The sequence below is a fragment of the Streptomyces sp. TLI_146 genome (assembly GCF_002846415.1).
Lineage (GTDB): Bacteria > Actinomycetota > Actinomycetes > Streptomycetales > Streptomycetaceae > Streptomyces.
Window position 1 is genome coordinate 772,701 of record NZ_PJMX01000001.1, and the last position, 16,219, is coordinate 788,919.

Annotated in this window: 8 protein-coding genes and 3 pseudogenes; 4 read left to right on the forward strand and 7 right to left on the reverse strand. The window is 70.5% G+C overall.

Annotated features, from left to right (window positions below; genetic code table 11):
• The first annotated feature begins 25 nt into the window (after positions 1 to 25).
• Positions 26 to 1,327 carry a DUF11 domain-containing protein gene (locus BX283_RS40445; protein WP_180357032.1) on the forward strand — a complete coding sequence of 434 codons (1,302 nt, stop codon included), beginning with the start codon at positions 26 to 28 and terminating at the stop codon, positions 1,325 to 1,327.
• A gap of 495 nt (positions 1,328 to 1,822) precedes the next feature.
• Positions 1,823 to 3,733, forward strand: a complete 1,911-nt coding sequence (locus tag BX283_RS03525) for a PIG-L family deacetylase (RefSeq protein WP_257581862.1) — start codon at positions 1,823 to 1,825, stop codon at positions 3,731 to 3,733.
• Between the two features lie 105 nt (positions 3,734 to 3,838).
• Here the strand turns inward: BX283_RS03525 and BX283_RS03530 are convergent, their stop codons facing one another.
• The 3 genes from BX283_RS03530 to BX283_RS03540 all read right to left on the reverse strand — a co-directional run bounded on the left by BX283_RS03530 (position 3,839) and on the right by BX283_RS03540 (position 8,793).
• Positions 3,839 to 5,104, reverse strand: a complete 1,266-nt coding sequence (locus tag BX283_RS03530) for an MFS transporter (protein ID WP_218976569.1) — start codon at positions 5,102 to 5,104, stop codon at positions 3,839 to 3,841.
• 17 nt (positions 5,105 to 5,121) lie between these two features.
• Positions 5,122 to 5,661 carry a transcriptional regulator gene (locus BX283_RS03535; protein WP_101386197.1) on the reverse strand — a complete coding sequence of 180 codons (540 nt, stop codon included), beginning with the start codon at positions 5,659 to 5,661 and terminating at the stop codon, positions 5,122 to 5,124.
• Between the two features lie 192 nt (positions 5,662 to 5,853).
• Complete coding sequence (locus BX283_RS03540) at positions 5,854 to 8,793, reverse strand: glycoside hydrolase family 48 protein (RefSeq protein ID WP_101386198.1); 2,940 nt, start codon at positions 8,791 to 8,793, stop codon at positions 5,854 to 5,856.
• A 472-nt stretch (positions 8,794 to 9,265) separates the two neighbouring features.
• Between BX283_RS03540 and BX283_RS39985 the strand changes: the two genes are divergently transcribed.
• Together BX283_RS39985 and BX283_RS03550 are read left to right on the forward strand one after the other, a co-directional pair.
• On the forward strand, positions 9,266 to 9,940 hold the full coding sequence (locus BX283_RS39985) for a hypothetical protein (RefSeq protein WP_143676371.1): 675 nt from the start codon (positions 9,266 to 9,268) through the stop codon (positions 9,938 to 9,940).
• A gap of 260 nt (positions 9,941 to 10,200) precedes the next feature.
• A complete protein-coding gene (locus BX283_RS03550) occupies positions 10,201 to 12,372 on the forward strand; it encodes a hypothetical protein (RefSeq protein WP_101386200.1) in 2,172 nt (723 codons plus the stop codon).
• Between the two features lie 4 nt (positions 12,373 to 12,376).
• Here BX283_RS03550 and BX283_RS42385 read toward each other — a convergent pair.
• The 4 genes and pseudogenes from BX283_RS42385 to BX283_RS42390 all read right to left on the reverse strand — a co-directional run.
• Positions 12,377 to 12,469 (reverse strand): annotated as a pseudogene (locus BX283_RS42385) (IS5/IS1182 family transposase); the annotation flags it as partial.
• 27 nt (positions 12,470 to 12,496) lie between these two features.
• Positions 12,497 to 15,430, reverse strand: coding sequence for a BTAD domain-containing putative transcriptional regulator (locus BX283_RS03555; protein ID WP_101386201.1), 2,934 nt, complete (start codon positions 15,428 to 15,430; stop codon positions 12,497 to 12,499).
• 327 nt (positions 15,431 to 15,757) lie between these two features.
• A pseudogene (locus BX283_RS03560) lies at positions 15,758 to 15,901 on the reverse strand (hypothetical protein); the annotation flags it as partial.
• Positions 15,877 to 16,059: pseudogene (locus tag BX283_RS42390) on the reverse strand (hypothetical protein); the annotation flags it as partial. The pseudogenes BX283_RS03560 and BX283_RS42390, both read right to left, overlap by 25 nt.
• Positions 16,060 to 16,219: the final 160 nt, after the last annotated feature.

The window sequence follows — 16,219 nt, forward strand, 5'->3', positions numbered from 1 at the left end:
AGCCCTCCGAAAGGGGACCATCCCCATGTCACACAGACCTCTTCGCACGAGCGAGAGCAGATCCTCGGCAGCGCGGCTGCGCCGAGGCGGCCTGACCAGGCGGCTGACCACACTGGTTCTGCCCGGCACCATGGCGTTCGCGCTCGCCGGCGCCGGTCTGGTCGCACTCGCCCCACCGGCGCTGGCCGCGACCACGGTCACCTTCTCCTACACCGGCGGCGCCCAGTCCTTCACCGTGCCCGACAAGGTCTACTCGATCAGCGTGGACGCCTTCGGCGCCCAGGGCCAGGACGGGCCCGAGGGCGGCAGCGCGGGCGGCCTGGGCGGCGAGGCCCAGAGCCGGCTGGCTGTCACGCCGGGACAGGTCCTCCAGATCAACGTCGGCGGCTCGGGCGGCTACGGCGGCGCGGGCGCCGCAGGTTCGGGCACGGAACCCGCCGCCGACGGCGGCGCCGGAGGAGGCGCCTCGGACGTACGTCAGGGCGCGGGCGGCCTGAGCGACCGGATGGTGGTGGCCGGTGGCGGCGGAGGCGGCGGCAACTGGATAGGCACCGCCGTCAGCGGGGCCGGCGGCAGCGGAGGCGGCGCCGGCGGTACGGCCGGCGGCAACGGGAGCGACGGGGCGGAAGGCGGCGGGGCAGGTACCGCCAGTGCGGGCGGTGCCGGTGGGCTCGGCGCGAACGGTGCCCCCACCGCGGCAGGCGGAGCCCCGGGCCTCGGAGGTACGGGCGGCGCCGGTGCCAGTGGCTCCGGTGGAGGAGGCGGTGGCGGGGGCTGGTTCGGCGGCGGAGGTGGCGGCGGCATCATGAGCAGCCCCTCCGCCACCGTCGGCTCGGGAGGTGGCGGCGGAGGCAGCGGCTACGGTCCGACCGGCACCGTCTTCCACACCGGTGTGCGTTCGGGCGACGGCTCGGTGACCCTCACGTACACCCCGGCCGCTGCGGACATCGACGTACACCTCACCGCCCGGCCGCAGCTGGGCATCCTGGTGCCGTACCTCCGCTACACCTTGACGGCCGACAACACCGGACCGGACGCCGCCGTCTCGGCCACCATCACCGCGTCCCTGCCCCGGGGCACGACCGCGACCGGCCTCTCCGCCGGATGCACCACCAACCCGGGGACCGTCACCTGCACCTACGAGGCCATCGCCAGCGGTGCCGGCACGGCCAAGTCCTTCGACGTGCCCCTGCACCTGCTCTCGCTGGGCCGCGTGTCGGTGACCGCCACACGCACCGCGTCCACTCCCACCGACCCCAACGCCGCCAACGACAGCGCCACGGCCAACTGCACCGTGATCTCCATCCTCCTGGCCACCTGTTCCTGACACCCCGGAGGCCGCGCAGGGTGGGCCCGAGCGGGTGCCGGGCCCACCCCCAAGCATGAATTCCGGCCACCGACGGGAGAGTTCGGGCCTTGGCGCTATGCCTCACGCACACGGGCCGGCAAGCGGATGCCGCCGAGACAGACCCGCCGCCAAGGCCGGACAGGGCGACTTAACAACTTCGCATGCCAATGTCCGGACAACTGTTACATCGCCGATGGGGTATCTACGTGCGCTCTTCGTAGCGTCAGCTCTGCCGCTCACGCCCCAGCACCGCCCAGTCGTGCTCGCTCCCCCGTACGTCCCGCCCGCCCATGCACCCGCGAAAGACCTCCCGTGCCGCCACAGCCCGCCCGCCGCGCCCTCGTCGCCGGTCTCATAGCCCTTTCCGCGGCGATATCGGCCTGCGCTCCCGCCCCGTCGACGGTTGCTTCTGCACCCGTCCACCAGCGCGCCACGGTGCAAGCCGCCCGGGACGGTTCGAACGGTGTCCGGGTCATGCAGATCCTCGCCCACCCGGACGACGACCTGTACTTCATGAACCCCGAGCTCCAGCAGTCCATCGACGCCAACGACCAGCTCGTCAGCGTCTATGTGACCAGCGGTGAAGCCGCGGGCTTCAACAAGATCCCCGGCCGCAAACCCCCCAAGCCCAACGTCGCCAACTACGCCGGTGCCCGCCGCCAGGGCCTGCGCCAGGCGTACGCGTTCATGGCGACCGGCGACACCAAGGCACCCTGGACCAGGCAGGTCACCACCCTGCCCGACGGCACCCCCATAGAAGTGGACTCCCTGAGCCACCACCCCGGCATCCGGCTGGTCTTCCTCGGTGTGTCCCAGCACTCCCCCGCCCACGGCAAAACCCCCAGCCGTGACCTGCGGCACCTCTGGGAGGACCCCCGCACGGTCACGCGGACCCTGGTGGGCACCGGCTCCCCCGTCCGGGCATCGCACCAGGTCACCCGCGCCGGACTGATAGACGCGCTGGTCCACCTCATGGACAGCTACCGGCCCACCCTCGTCCGCACCATGGACCCCGACCCGGACATGCAGGTCCGCGACGCGAAGCACCGCGCCCACCACGACCAGCGGGGCTACTCCGACCACCCCGACCACACGGCTGCCGCGCTGTTCACCTACGCCGCCCTCGACCGCTACCGGTCCCCCCACGCCGTCACCGCCTTCCGCGGCTACTACAACGAGCGCTGGCCGCAGGGCCTCCCCGCGCAAGTCATCCGCGGCAAGGCCAACGTCCTCAACGCCTACGGAGGCTCCCCCAAGGGCTGTGACGACAAGGAGTTCGGCGGCTGCGGTGACTACGACGTCGGCCGGGACCGCTCGTACGGCACCGGCTGGCTCCAGCGCACCTCGCTGCGCTACCCCACCGCCGCCCCGCAGCTGCGGCAGGGCGCCGACGGGCGGCTGACCGCGTTCGCCGTCCTCGGCGGGCAGGCGGCCATGTGGCAGGAGACCGAGCCCGGCGGCGGACAGTGGACCGCTCCGAAGCTGCTGGCCGGCAAGGGGCTGCTGCCGGGCCTGACGGCCTCGCCGACACGGGACGGCCGCTGGCAGCTGTTCGCCGAGCGCGTCGTCTCCCTCGGTGCAAGGGCGAACGACAACCGGCGCGAGATCGTCACGACGGAGCAGACGCAGCAGGGCGGGCCGTTTGGCGCCTGGGTCTCGCTGGGCACCCCCGACCGCGACGCCGAGCACGGCCGCCGGGTCGGCGGGCCCGTCGTGACCCGCGGCGCCGATGGCACCACCTGGCTGTTCGTACGCAACTGGGCCAAGGGGGTCTCCGTCCGCAGCCAGCCAGTCGGCGGCACCTGGAGCGACTGGTCGGACCTGGGCGGCGCCGAGGTCCAGGAGGGACTCAGCGCCGTCACGGACGCCAAGGGGGTTGTCCATGTCTTCGGCGCCGGACACCACACCGTTCGCCACTGGGCGCAGCGGAGCCCGGGGGGACCGTTCGTCCTCGTACCGACCGGGCTGCCCGCCCCAGCCGATCCGCCCACCGCGCTGGCCCGGCCCGACGGCTCGCTTCTTCTCGCCTTCCGCGCGGCCAGGACCGCCCGTGTGCTGGTGAGCACCCTCCCGGCCGGTGGCGGAGCATGGCGCGACGAACGCGTCGACCTGGGCAGCCGTGGCTATGGCGCGCTCGCCCTGCACTCCATACCCGGTGGAGTGCTGCTGGCCGCCCGCAACAACGACGGCGGTACGAGCCTGGTCACGCTGGGCACCGGGCACACCCCACAGTGGAGCACCGTCCCCGGAGCCGTGGTGGGCGCGGCCTCGCTAGCAACCGATGCCGCCAACCGTCCCGTCCTCGCCCTGCTGGCCCCGGATGCGACACTCCGCACCCGCGCCGTATCTCAGGGGAAGTCCGTGGATCAGGCCACGAGTTGGTAGTCGGGCCGGTCGGAGGTGGGGTGGAGCCGTCCGTGCTTCCGGGCGAGGTGACACGTCCAGTACTCGCCGGACGGGCGTCGCGGGTGGCCGCATTCCCGCGGAGCCCTAAACGGCACTCTGCTCAACGAGGTCTGCCGATTCCGGGTGGCCTTGACCGCCGGTGGAGGCAGCGCCACGCAGCGCCGCCTCCACCCGGCGGTTGGTGGTCATGGTCGACGTGACGGCGGTCATGGCGAGGAGAAGGCCGGCGGCGGTGTAGAGCGGGGTGCGTACGTCGTAGGTGGTGGCCAGCCAACCGCCCAGGAAGGCGCCGAACGGGGCGGCGCACATGCCGAGCATGCGGGAGGTGGAGGCGACCCGGCCCATCAGGTGGGCGGGGACGATGGCCTGCCGGAGGGAGGGGGCGAGCACCATCGTGGCGCCCATGCCCGCTCCGCAGACGGCGAGCGCGAGGCCGGCGACGTACGGGTTCGGGGCAGCGGCCAGGCCCAGGATGGCGAGTCCCTCGATTGCGGCCGTGCAGGTCAGCGCGGTGCCGGTGCCGAGGCGTCGGCCTAGGAAGGAGGCGATGCCCGCGCCGAGCAGCCCGCCGGTGGCCTCCGCCGTGAGCAGCAGGCCGAAGCCGAAGGCGCCGATGCCGAGACGGTCGTGCGCGAAGAGGGCGAGTACGGTCTCCAACGCGACGAAGGCGATGTTCCCGACCGCGGGACGCAGCGCGAGCCCCAGCAGCAACCGGTCCCGGAAGACGTACGAGGCGCCGGCCCGCGCCTGTCTCAGCAGCGACTCACGGGCCTGGGGTACAGGCCGGGGTGTGGCGGGCAGCGACCGTACGAGCGCCGCGGAGAGCGCGAACGACACCGCGTCGGCGAGCAGCGGAACCGCCCGGCCGAGCGCGAGCAGGGCACTGCCCGCGGGCGGCCCGGCGAAGCCGGACGCGGCGGTCTGGGCGCCGCGCAGACGGGAGTTGGCGCGCTCCAGGTGCGCGGGGTCGCGGCCGAGCAGATCCGGCAGATAGGCCGTGGCGGCGGTGTCGAAGAAGAGTCCGCCGAGGCCGAGGAGGAAGGCGACGGCCGCGAGCAGGGGAATGCTCAGCACGTCGAGCGCGGCCGCTGCCGCCGGTATCGCGAGCAGCACCGCACGCAGCGCGTCCGTGACCCACATCGTGCGCCGACGGTCCCAGCGGTCCACCAGCGCACCGCCGAGCACCCCGAAGAGCAGCCACGGCAGCGTTCCGGCGGCCGTGACAACGGCGAGCGCCATCGGGTCCCGCGTCAACGTCAAGGCGAGCAGCGGCAGCGCGGCGTGCGAGACCCCATCACCGAGCGAGGACACCGTCTGAGCGGTCCACAGCCGTCCGAACCCGGTCGGCATCTTGCGAATGTCTGTGGTCACTTGGCGTCCCCTTCGGCCTGCACGTGAGAAGTCGGGTGGAACAACGCGAAGACGAGCGACGCGTCGGGAAGCGACGGGTCGGACAGCTCCCGGTACTCGTCCGCCAGCGCCTCCAGCCGCGCCCCCAGCTCGGCGAACTGCTCATCGGTGAGCCGCAGATGCGCCATCCGTACGTGCCGCTGGCCGTCCGCCGGCGCCGCCTCCAGGTCGGCCACCGCATGCCGCATCAGCATGTCCGGACCTCCCTCGCCCGGATCCGGCAGCTCGATCGACCGCGCGGCCATGGCGTAGTACCGCTCGGTGACACCCCGCACCTTCCGCGTCCGCACCACCTTCACCAGGCCGGCCCGCTCCAGCAGTCGTACGTGGTAGCTGGAACTCCCCTTCGCGAGGCCCACTCGCTCGGCGATCTGGGTGATCGTCGCGGGCTCGAAGCGGAGCACGGCCATGATCCGGTGGCGCGTGAGATTGGAGACGGCGCGTAGCTGCTCGTCCGTGGTGACGTGGAACGTCTCGGGAAGATCATCGGTTGGCATGCCCCCAATGGTCAACACTTCTTGACCATTGGGCAAGGGGTTTCCCCGACCTTCCGTGGGATGCGCCTCGGAGAGCGCGGATGACGGGTTGTCAGCCCGGACGCAAGGCGCCCGTCTGCGGCAAGAAGAAGCAGGCCGGAGGCACCCCGGGAGGGGTACCTCCGGCCCGGTACGCGGAGCCGCGAGGCGGGGCTATTCCAGGAGCTCCGCGTACGAGCCCATGGCGAGCGCGATGTCCGCCTGGGCCCAGAACCGGTGATAGGTGAAGACGGGCGCCGCGCCGCCCGCGAGATAGGCCTCGATCTTCGACCAGGCCGGGTCGTTCTTGTAGAAGGACCGCAGGGAGGAGAAGGTCGACTGGGAGTCGATCTTCTCGCCGCCCGGCATGGTGCCGGTCCAGCCGCTGGGCACGTACACCGGGTCGCCGAACCGCTTGTAGTCGGTGCGGGTCTCCGGCACGGCGATGCCGAGCGCGTCCTGGTCGTGGTCCCACATGCCGTCGAGGAGCGCCTTGGCCGTGCTCGCGGCCTTGGTGTCACCGGACTTGGCGGCGTAGTAGGTCAGCGTCTTGGCGTAGGCGGCGGCCACACCGACGTCGTCGGTGTAATCGGTGACGGTGACGTGCAGGCCCGCGTTCGCGCCGGGCGTCGCCGGGTTCCAGGTGTCGGGCTTGCCCGACCACTCCAGTGTGGCCGGGATACGGAAGGTTCCGTCGGGGTTGACGGTCGTCTTGGACAGCGCCCAGCCGACCCACTTGTCGAGGACGGCCTTCGCCTTCGTGTCGCCCGTCTCCTTGTAGTACTCGGCGACGCGCTCCATCGACCACGCCTGGAAGCCGAACCACTGGTTGGACGGCGGGTCGTGGTAGACGGGGGCCTCGTCGTAGTACATGCCGTAGAAGGTGGGTGTACCGGCCGGGGCTGCGGCGTACCGGCCCTGCCAGCTGTTGGTGGCGCCGCCCGCGATGGCGCCGTCGGCGGACTGCAGCCAGCGGTAGAACTCCAGCTGCCGCCCCAGACTGGTGCCCCAGTCGGACGCTCCGGTCGCCGACTTGGGCTTGAGATCGGCGTACGAGCTCAGCGCCCAGGCGGCGAGGGGGTTCTGGTATCCGCCGTGTACGTGGCTCGATCCGATGCGCCAGGCCCAGCCCGCCGACGTGTCGGTCGCGCCGCCCCAGGCGTAATACCAGGACAGCAGGTAGCTCGAACTGTTCTTGCCGCTGCCGGCCGGGCAGACGGTCGGCCCCACGCAGTCGCCGATCTTCTTGAAGTACTTGTCGTACATGGCGTAGCGCAGGTAGTCGCCCATCTTGGCGGCCTTGGACACGGTGTCCGAGACGGCGCCGCCGTTGCCCTGCTGCTTGGCCCACACGTCGGCCCAGTAGGCGGCCTGCACGGCGCGCGCGTCGGCGTCGGGCGCGTCGGTGAACTTCCACTGCTTCGCATAGGAGTTGTCACCGGTGAACAGGTCCAAGTACCCGTTCTTTCCACCGTACTTGAAGGTGTCGCAGGTCGGTTGCGGCACGGTCTCCCAGACGGATTCCTGGGCGCCGCGCTGGAACGTGTTGATGTAGGAGGGCCCGGTCGCGGCCGGACCCGCTTCGCACTTGCCGGGCTCGTTCCCGTACCCGTAGACGTTGTCGACGTCCTGCAGCCAGTGCATTCCGTACACATCGTCCGTGCCGTACGCACTCTTCAGCTCGGCGGCGATCGGGTCGGCCCCGACGGACACACCGGTGTCGAGCTTGGCCGGGTACTGGGAGGGCAGGTCCCACTCCGGCGCGTACGTGGCCGGTTTCGAGGCGCTGTAGAAGGAGTTGGTGGGCTGGTCGGCATGAGTGGGGATCATGTACTTCTCCATGACGCCCCACGCCCCGTTGAACTTGGACCAGTCCCCGGTGACCTTTCCGTACATCGCCTGCAGCCAGATCAGATAGCTGTACGCCTCCGAGGTGCTCTCGTGCCCCTGGTCGGGCGCCTCGACGATCAGCGTCTCGACCGAGTGGTAGGGAATGCCCTCGGGCGAGAAATAGCCGTTCGCGGGGTCGGTGATCTTCACGTAGAGGGAGAGGAAGCGTGCGTTGTACGTCGTCGACGCGGCCAGTTCGGTGACGGTGGCCTCGGCCTTGGCGTGGCCCGGGGCGGTCGCGGCGAAGACGGCGGATCCGGTACCGGTGGCATTGGCGGTGATGGTGGCGTGCTGGACGGTGTTCCAGTTGGACGGGGTGAAGGTCAGACTCGCCCCCTCCGTGACGGAGAGCCCGCTGTTGCCCGACGCACGAGCGACGCTGACCGTCACATTGGCGCTCGGCTTCGTCGACAGCCTCACGTCCAAGGTGCCCGACTTGCCTTGCTGGAGGGCGAGTTGCGTGGGTGTGACGACAACGGCCGGACCCGCCGCGACGTGTATGCCGACTGGGGCGGACTCGGCGGACGCGCCCAGGCTGTCGTAGGCCTTCGCGTAGAGCGAGTAGTCGCCCGCCGCGAGCCCGGTGGCGCCGAGGGTGAAGGGCGCCGTGGTGTCGGAGCCGAGCAGGGTGGTGCCGCTGTAGAACTCGACCTTGCCCACGGTCGCCCCGTCGGCCGCGGCCGCGGTGGCCGCGAGCGGAACGGTGTCGCCGACCGTGTAGGTGGCACCCGCGGCGGGGCTGGTGAGCACGGCGACCGGCGGCTGGTGGGCCCCGGCGCAGGTCGTGCCGTTGACGGCGAAGGCGGTGGGTGCCGTGTTCGTACCGCTGTAGCTGAACTGACCGCCGACGGAGACGGCGGCGCCCGCCGCGACCGTCTTGTTCCAGTCGGCGTTCTTGACGGTGACGGCGGTCCCGGACTGCGACCAGGCGCCGTTCCAGCCGTTGCTGAGCTTCTGGTTGCCGACGTATGAGTACGTCAGGGTCCAGCCGTCCAGCGGGGCGGTGCCCCGGTTGGTGAGGGTGAGATCGGCGGTGAAGCCGGAGCCCCAGTCGTTGGTGTTCTTGTAGTCGACGCTGCACTCGACCGTGGCAGCGCTGGCAGACGGGGGGCCGACTGCGGCGAGGCCCAACGGCAGGGCGATCGCCGCGATCAGCGAGGTCCACAGACGTCGTCCGTGACTGCGCCGCCCCGTGCCGGGGGGTGTTCTCTTTCCAGGTGGCATGCGCGAGCCTCCTTGGCGGCTCGGAGGGTGATATGGGGGTTGTGCACAAGCCTTGAACCCGTGGGAGCGCTCCCAGAATCGTGTCGAGGGGCCTTGGGGTCAAGGTGTTCGACAAGTCGAAGTAAGCCGAAGACCCGGTGGGCGACGGGGGGCGCAGTACGTCGGCGGGCCATGCGGGGCGGCAGCAGGGGCGGGGCCGACCCCTCCGACCAGCGACAGCACGCCGGGTGAGGGGGCGACAGCCGATCTGCGGCTCGGGCCGGTGGAGGAATCTCCCATCGATGGGGCGCGCGATGTGAGGCGTGCCCGATTCCTCGTCCCCTCAACTCTTGACGCGATGGCAAGCACACGATGGGCAGTTCGACTCAGATCGCGCCCGGGCTCAGCACCGGGCGATCCCCACCGGGGGATTTGCCCGACACATGGCTTACCAGCAAGGTGCGCAAACAGGCGGAGCACTAGGGTCGGCCTCGTGCCTCAACCGAGACAGCGGATCTGGCTGCGGGCGGCGATGCTGCTCACGGGCCTCCTCATCGTGCTGATCGCGCTCACGGCTTGCGATGCGGGCTCTGGTGACAGTCCGGGTGATACGGACACGTCCACTGCTTCGGGCGATACGGACACTTCTGGGCGGGATACAGCCGGATCGGAGACTTCTGGCGGTGAGGATAACGGCGGCTCGGAGACTTCCGGCGGTTCAGGCGGTGTGAGCAGGTCAGGCGGATCGGACCAGGTCGTATTCCAGAAGCAAGCCGAGCGGGACAGGGCAGGGCTGTTCGAAGGGCAGTTGGGCTACGACCCGCCGTCGCCTGTGGACGTCAATGACACCTCCGAATTCACGGTGACGCTCAGCGCCCTCGACAGCACGCAGCCCCCACCGGATCACGGTGTGGCACGTCGAAACCTCCTGGTGGGCGGAGCCCAGGGCGCCGAGCTCACCGCTCCGGACGGGGACGTCGACATCGAACTCAACGGCTCGAACCACCAACTCCTCACACGCACCAACTGCGTTGAATGGCAGTGGAGCCTCACTCCGCGGAAACCGGGACACCATCGGCTGAACCTCGTAGTCGAGACCTACCAGGGTGCGTCCATTAGAGACTCCGGACACCAGCACCAGTCCAACAGGCCAGCACCACCTTCATGAGCGAACCGCTCCGAGTCGGGACCACGAAGGTCGATTCCCGTGCAACCGTGAGTTCAGATCAGGCGTCGAAGAGGTCAGTGCGCACCGAGGTACGCACCGCACCTCTTCGTTCCCGAGCGCCTCCAACGGCGGTGAACAAAGCCGTTGTTTCGGGATATTCGGTTGCATAGGGCGTACAACCGTCCAGCCTTCTCACAGGTCTTGGTAGGCGTCGCGTGCCCCGCGGCACCCGCACGCTCTTGCCCGAGGAGGCCCACCTCATGTCACGCGCCCACGTCCGCACACCCCGGCTCCGGCTGACCGCCGCCATCGCCGTCACCCTGGCCGCCACCGCCGCCGGCACGCTCGCAGGCCCGGCCACCGCCGCGACGGCAGCCCCCGCCGGTGCGGCCGCGGTCGCGCGGCAGGGCGCCGGGGACGCGGTCTTCCCGTTCGTCAACAGCGCCCTCGTGACCGCCGGACCCAACGGGTTCCTCGCCCTCCGGACGGACGACGTAGTCTGGACGCGGTACGCCGACGGCTCCACCACCACGTTCCCGAAGAGCCCTGGGGTCACCTACCGGGGCTCTGCCGGAGCCGACATCGTCGTGGCGAGCGAAGGAACCCGCAACACCGTCCACGACATGGCCAACGGCGGCACCCCTGTCGTCATCGACAGCCCCTACGAGCTGCGCGAGGTCAACGGCTCGACGCTCGTGATGGTCGACACGGCCACCAAGGAGCTCCACCTCGTGAGCCGGGCGCCCGGCGGCGAGGTCGTCGACCGCAAGGTGACGGGGATGCCTGCCGGAGTGCCCTGGACGTTCTACGGCTCCGCACCCGGTACGGTCGCCGTGCAGACCTCGGCGCCCAACAGCGGCTTCCACCTCGCCCTGGTCGACGTGGCCACGGCCGCCACCGTCGAAACCTACGACCTCGACCGCTACAGCGGTTTCGCGCAGGTCACGCCCGGCCACGTGCTCTGGGAGCCGGCATACGGCCAGACCAGGATCGTGGACCGGAAGACCAAGCAGGCCCAGACCCTCCCCTACCGGGCGCAGATCGCCCTGGGCGGCGACTGGCTGGCGATCACCGGTGGCGACAAGGTCGTCGTGGACGGGGTCACCTACCCGAACAAGCCGATCGTCCTCAAGTCGCTCAAGGACGGCCGCAAGGTCCCCCTCCTCGACCTCGCGAGCGTCGTGGCCCCGGTCGGCGACGGCACGCTCCTGGTGTCCGGCGGCACCTTCGCGCAGGGCCAAGGCCTCTTCCGTATATCGCTCGACGCGAGCGGCACCCCGGTGTCCACCATGATCGGGGACGGGCAGAACCCCCTGGAAATGATCTTGAAGCAGGTGAACGTTCCGGACGAGTACCGCTTCGACGGCACCGACAAGCGCGTCACCTGGCAGGCCAACCAGCCGGACCTGGGCGTCTCACTGACCCTGACCCACACGGCCACCGGCCGCACGGTGTCGCTCTGGAGCTACTACGACACCTACATCCGCTGGGACGGCAACCTCGACCAGGTGACCGGCGCCTACAACGGCGCGTACACCTGGAAGATGACCGCCTACCCGGGATCCGGTGTCGGCCCTTCCGCCGTGAAGACCGGTACCACCACGGTGAACCGTGGCACCGCGCCACGCGACTTCAACGACAACGCGCACGCGGACGCCCTCGTCCGCGACAGCTCGGGCAACCTCTCCGCGTACGACCTCAGCCAGCTGCGCGCCATGGGCAACAGCTCCGACTGCCATGACGAGGGCTGCCCGCCGGTCGTCCACGACCCGAAGCCGGACGTCCTGGGCACCGGCTGGAACACGTACACGCTGATGGCCTCCCCCGGAAACGTGGCGGGTTCAGTCTCGGACGACGTCGTCGGCCGGGACCGTGACGGTGTGCTGTGGCTCCACCAGAGCGACCACCAAAAGCTCCTGCCCCGCACGAAGATAGGCGGCGGCTGGAACGTCTACACCCAGATCACCGGCGGGTCCGACCTCAACGGCGACGGCCGGGGCGATCTCCTCGCCACCGACAGAGCCGGTGTGCTGTGGTTCTACGCCTCCACCGGCAACGCCGCCGCCCCCTTCAAGACCCGTCAGAAGATCGGCGGCGGCTGGGGCGTCTACAACCTCCTCACCGCCCCGGGCAACATCGCGGGCGCCTCCGGCGGCGACCTCCTCGCCCGCGACAAGGACGGTGTCCTCTGGCTCTACCTGGGCAAGGGCGACGGCACCTTCACCGCCCGTCGCAAGGTCGGCGGCGGCTGGCAGAAGTACACCCACATCATCCCGGCGGGCAGGAACAGCAACGGCGTGGCCGACATCTACGCCATCGGCGCCTCCGGCTCCGCGCTCTACTCCGGCCGCGACAGCACCACCCGCCCCTTCGAACCGGCCCACACCCTGCCGCTGCGCAGCGACTCCACCCGCTTCAGGACCTTCTTCTGATCCCTGTCCTACGCCTTTGCCCCCACACTCCGCGGGCACGGACCGGATCGGCCGGCGCCACCGGCTCGATCCGGTCCCACCTCACATCAGTGATCACTTAGCGGACATCACAGGCGTGGCCGCCTCACGGCGACGATGGTCGCGCCGGCGCTTCCGTCTGGTTCATGTCGCCGATCATCTGCCACAGCCGCTGCGCCCGCCCTCGGTGCTGGTCCGCCAGGCGGTGGTCGCCGTCGGCGGCGTCCAGGTCGCCTATCAGTTGCCAGCACGTGGCCTCGTCCTGGCGGTCGCCGTGCCGGTGGAACAGATCCGCCGCGCGCTCCAGCGCCGGACTCGCCCGGTCCCGGTCGTGTTGACCGGCGTACACGCGGCCGACTTCCAGCAGCGTGTACGCGGCGCACCGTTCGTCGGCCAGTTCCTCGAAAGTGTCCAACGCCTGCCACAGGCAGCGCAGCGCCTGGTCCGGATCGCCGCGCCGGTCGTGCAGCCGACTGAACCGCCGCAGCACCACGGCCACGCGATGCCCGTCGCCCAGCGCCCTGGCCTGGGTCAAGGCCGCGTCGAACCAGAACTCCGCCTCGTCGAGTTCGCCCTGCATGAGCTTCATCACGGCCATGGAGCAGGACAGCTGCGCTTCGATGTGCCGGTCGCCCTCGCCGACCGCGATGGCCAGCGCGCGCTCGACGCGTGCGAGGGCTTCGTCGTCGCGGCCCTGTACCCGGCTGACCGTACTCAGCATGGCCATCGAAAGCGCCTCGCCCCGTTTGTCCCCACCGTCCTGGCACAGCCCGAGGGAGGACTCCAGGGCGCGAGTGGCCCGATCGAACTCGTCCTGGTAGATGTGCAGTTGGCCAAGACCGCGCAGCAGTACCGACGCGCCGCGCGCGTTGCCGGCGGCCTCGGCCACATCCAGCGCGAGCCGGTGGCCGTGCTGCCAGTCCTGATAGAGACACCGGTGGTCGTAGTAGGTCGCCGCGCCGGCCGCCAGCTCCCAGGCCAACTCGTCCAGGCCCCAGTCCGCGGCCAGTTTCACCACGCCGAGCAGGTTGTCGCGTTCGGTGTCGAACCAGCCGACCGGATCGGCCAGCAGCCGGTCCACGATCCCCTCGGGCAGCGACCGGCGCGGTGCCAAGCCGGGAGCGGCGGCCAACAGCCCGCCCGGCAGCCGATCGGTGCCGCGCCCGATCAGGTCAAGCCAGACGGACAGTACCCGGGTGATCGCGTCCCGCTTGTCCGCCATCGGCATCGAGGCCGCGATCTCCACCGCACAGGTCCTGATCAGGTCGTGCAGCCGATAGCGCGGCTCGCCGAGGGCGTCGGTGGCGGTCAGCCGGACCAGGCTGGCGTCGACGAGGGTGTCCAGCACTTCCTCGCCGTCCGAGCGGTCCAGCAGCGGACCGACCACCCAGCCGGGCAGGGTGTACGCGCCGAGCAGACCCAGCAGGCTCAGCGCGCGCACCGCGTCGGCCGACAGCAGCCGCAGGCTCAGCTCGACGCTGGCGCGCACGCTGAGGTCCCCGATCCGCAGCTCGGCCAGCCGCCGTGACTCATCCTCGATACGTTCCCGCAGCACCCGCAGCGACCAGGCCGGGCGGCCCGTGAGTTTGCCGCTGGCGATCCGGATCGCCAGCGGTAAGTTGCCGCAGCAGTCGAGGATCGCGTCGGCCTCCTCCGGTTCCCGCTCGACCCGCTGGCGGCCTACGATTCCGGTGAACAACTCCCGCGCCTCCGCCGGGCTCAGCACGTCCAGGTCGATGTGCCGAGCGCCGGGAAGTTGCGTCAGCAGAGTGCGGCTGGTGATCAACACGGCACAACCGTCGGCCGCGGGCAGCAGGGGCAGCACCTGATCGGCGTGACCGGCATCGTCCAGCACCACCAGCATGCGACGGTCGGCCAGCAACGACCGGTAGAGCGCGGCCCGCTCGGACAGGCCGTTCGGGATCGCGCTGCCGGCGATCGAGAGCGCGCGCAGTGCCTCGGCCAGCATCAGCCCCGGGTCCCGCGGCTCGTCCGACGTCGCCGCGAGGTTGAGGTAGAGCTGGCCGTCGGGGAATGCGGCGCTCGCCAGCCGCGCGGCGTGCGTCACCAGGGAGGACTTGCCGACACCGGGACCGCCCACGATGACGGCCACCCGGGCTCGGTTCGACGCCGACCCGTCGAGCAGTCCGGCGATCTCGGCCAGTGCCTCGGTCCGGCCCACGAAGTCGGAGACGTCAAGCGGCAGTTGGCGCACCGGCATCGCCATGGCCGGCCGGGCGGCTGCCGCGCCAGGGCTCGCCGGTGGTGTGTCCGAGGGCCTGCTTGCCGGGCCCGGAGCCGCCAGGGTGGGATCGGCGGTGAGGATGCGCTGGTGCAGGGCCTGGAGCGGCGGGGTGGGATCGACCCCGAGTTCGTCGGCCAGTGTCCGCCGCAGCCGCTCGTACACCTGCAGCGCCTCGCCTTGTCGCCGGCACCGGTAGAGAGCGACCATCAGGTGTTCGGCGACATACTCGTCGTAGGGGTGCTCGCGGAGCAGAGCGGTCAGCTCCTCGATGACCTCGCGATGACGCCCCAGGTCGAGTTCGATGGACAGGCACTGTTTGTGCGTGGCCGCGCGTTTCTCGTTCAGCCGTGCCGCATCGATCTCCAGGGCCCGGCTGGACACGTCGGCCAGGGCGTTTCCCCGCCAGCAGGCCAGCGCCCGCCGCAGCGCGGCAGCCGTATCGACCGGGGCCGTGTGCTGTTCGGCGAGGTACCGCTCGTGGTCGAACTCCAGCAGGTCGAGCTGGTGCCGTGCCAGGTGGATCTCGTAGCCGCCGCGCCGGGTGCTGATCACGGAGCCGGGCGCTCCGCATGCCACGAGGTTGCGGCGCAGCCCGGAGACAGCGTCCTGGACCTGACGGACCGCAGTGGCGGGCACGTTCTTGTCCCACATCACGTCGACGAGCCGTTCCATGGCGACGACGTTGTTGGCGTCGATCAGGAGCGCTGCCAGCATCTTGGCCTGTCTCGGCCCGTTGAACCGGACCGTGTGTCCGGTGATCTGGGCGTGTAACGGCCCCAGCACGCCGAATCTCATGCATCCCCCGGCACCTGAAGTTTGCGCCGCCCCCTGGCTGACCTCACGTCAGGACGAATCTAGGACGACCGACGGACCCACGTCCATAGCCTCACCGTAGCGGGGCTCACGGCACGGCGGGTGCGCACCTACGTCCGGCCACCGCAATCGGCGGAACAGGCCGCGGCCGCCGCCAGTACAGCTGTGGCGGGCCGGGCGCGACGAACAGGGCGATGTCGGCGGCAGGCCTGTGCGTCACGAGCAGAGGGAATGGGGGCTGTCCAGGGGCCTACCGGAGCGCGGGGCCCCCGGACTCGCCGGTGCGCGGTGTCCGCAGCGGACGCCGACTCAGATGTCGAGGAAGCGGACGTCCTTGGCGTTGCGTTGGATGAACGAGCGCCGTGCCTCGACGTCCTCGCCCATCAGTACCGAGAACAGGTCGTCGGCCTGGGCCGCGTCGTCCAGGGTCACCTGGCCCAGGACGCGGTGCGCCCCACTTGATCTTGTAGAGCGACGGGCGCCACAGGTACAAACTTCTTGTCCCGGGCATACCGGTTGACGACCGCCGTCAGAGCGGTCCGGAAGCCTTCTTCGTGGGTTCCGCCGTCGTGAGTGCGGATCGCGTTCGCGTACGAGTACACGCTCTCGGCGTACTGGCCATTGCATCGCGATCTCCAGTTTCGGCGCGGACGGCACCGGCGTCTTCCACGTCGACGACGAGCACGACGGCCGCAAGGTCAAGGCGCGCTTCATCTGGTCCGGCATCACCGCCGACCGCGCCCACTGGGAGCAGGCGTTCTCCCTCGACGA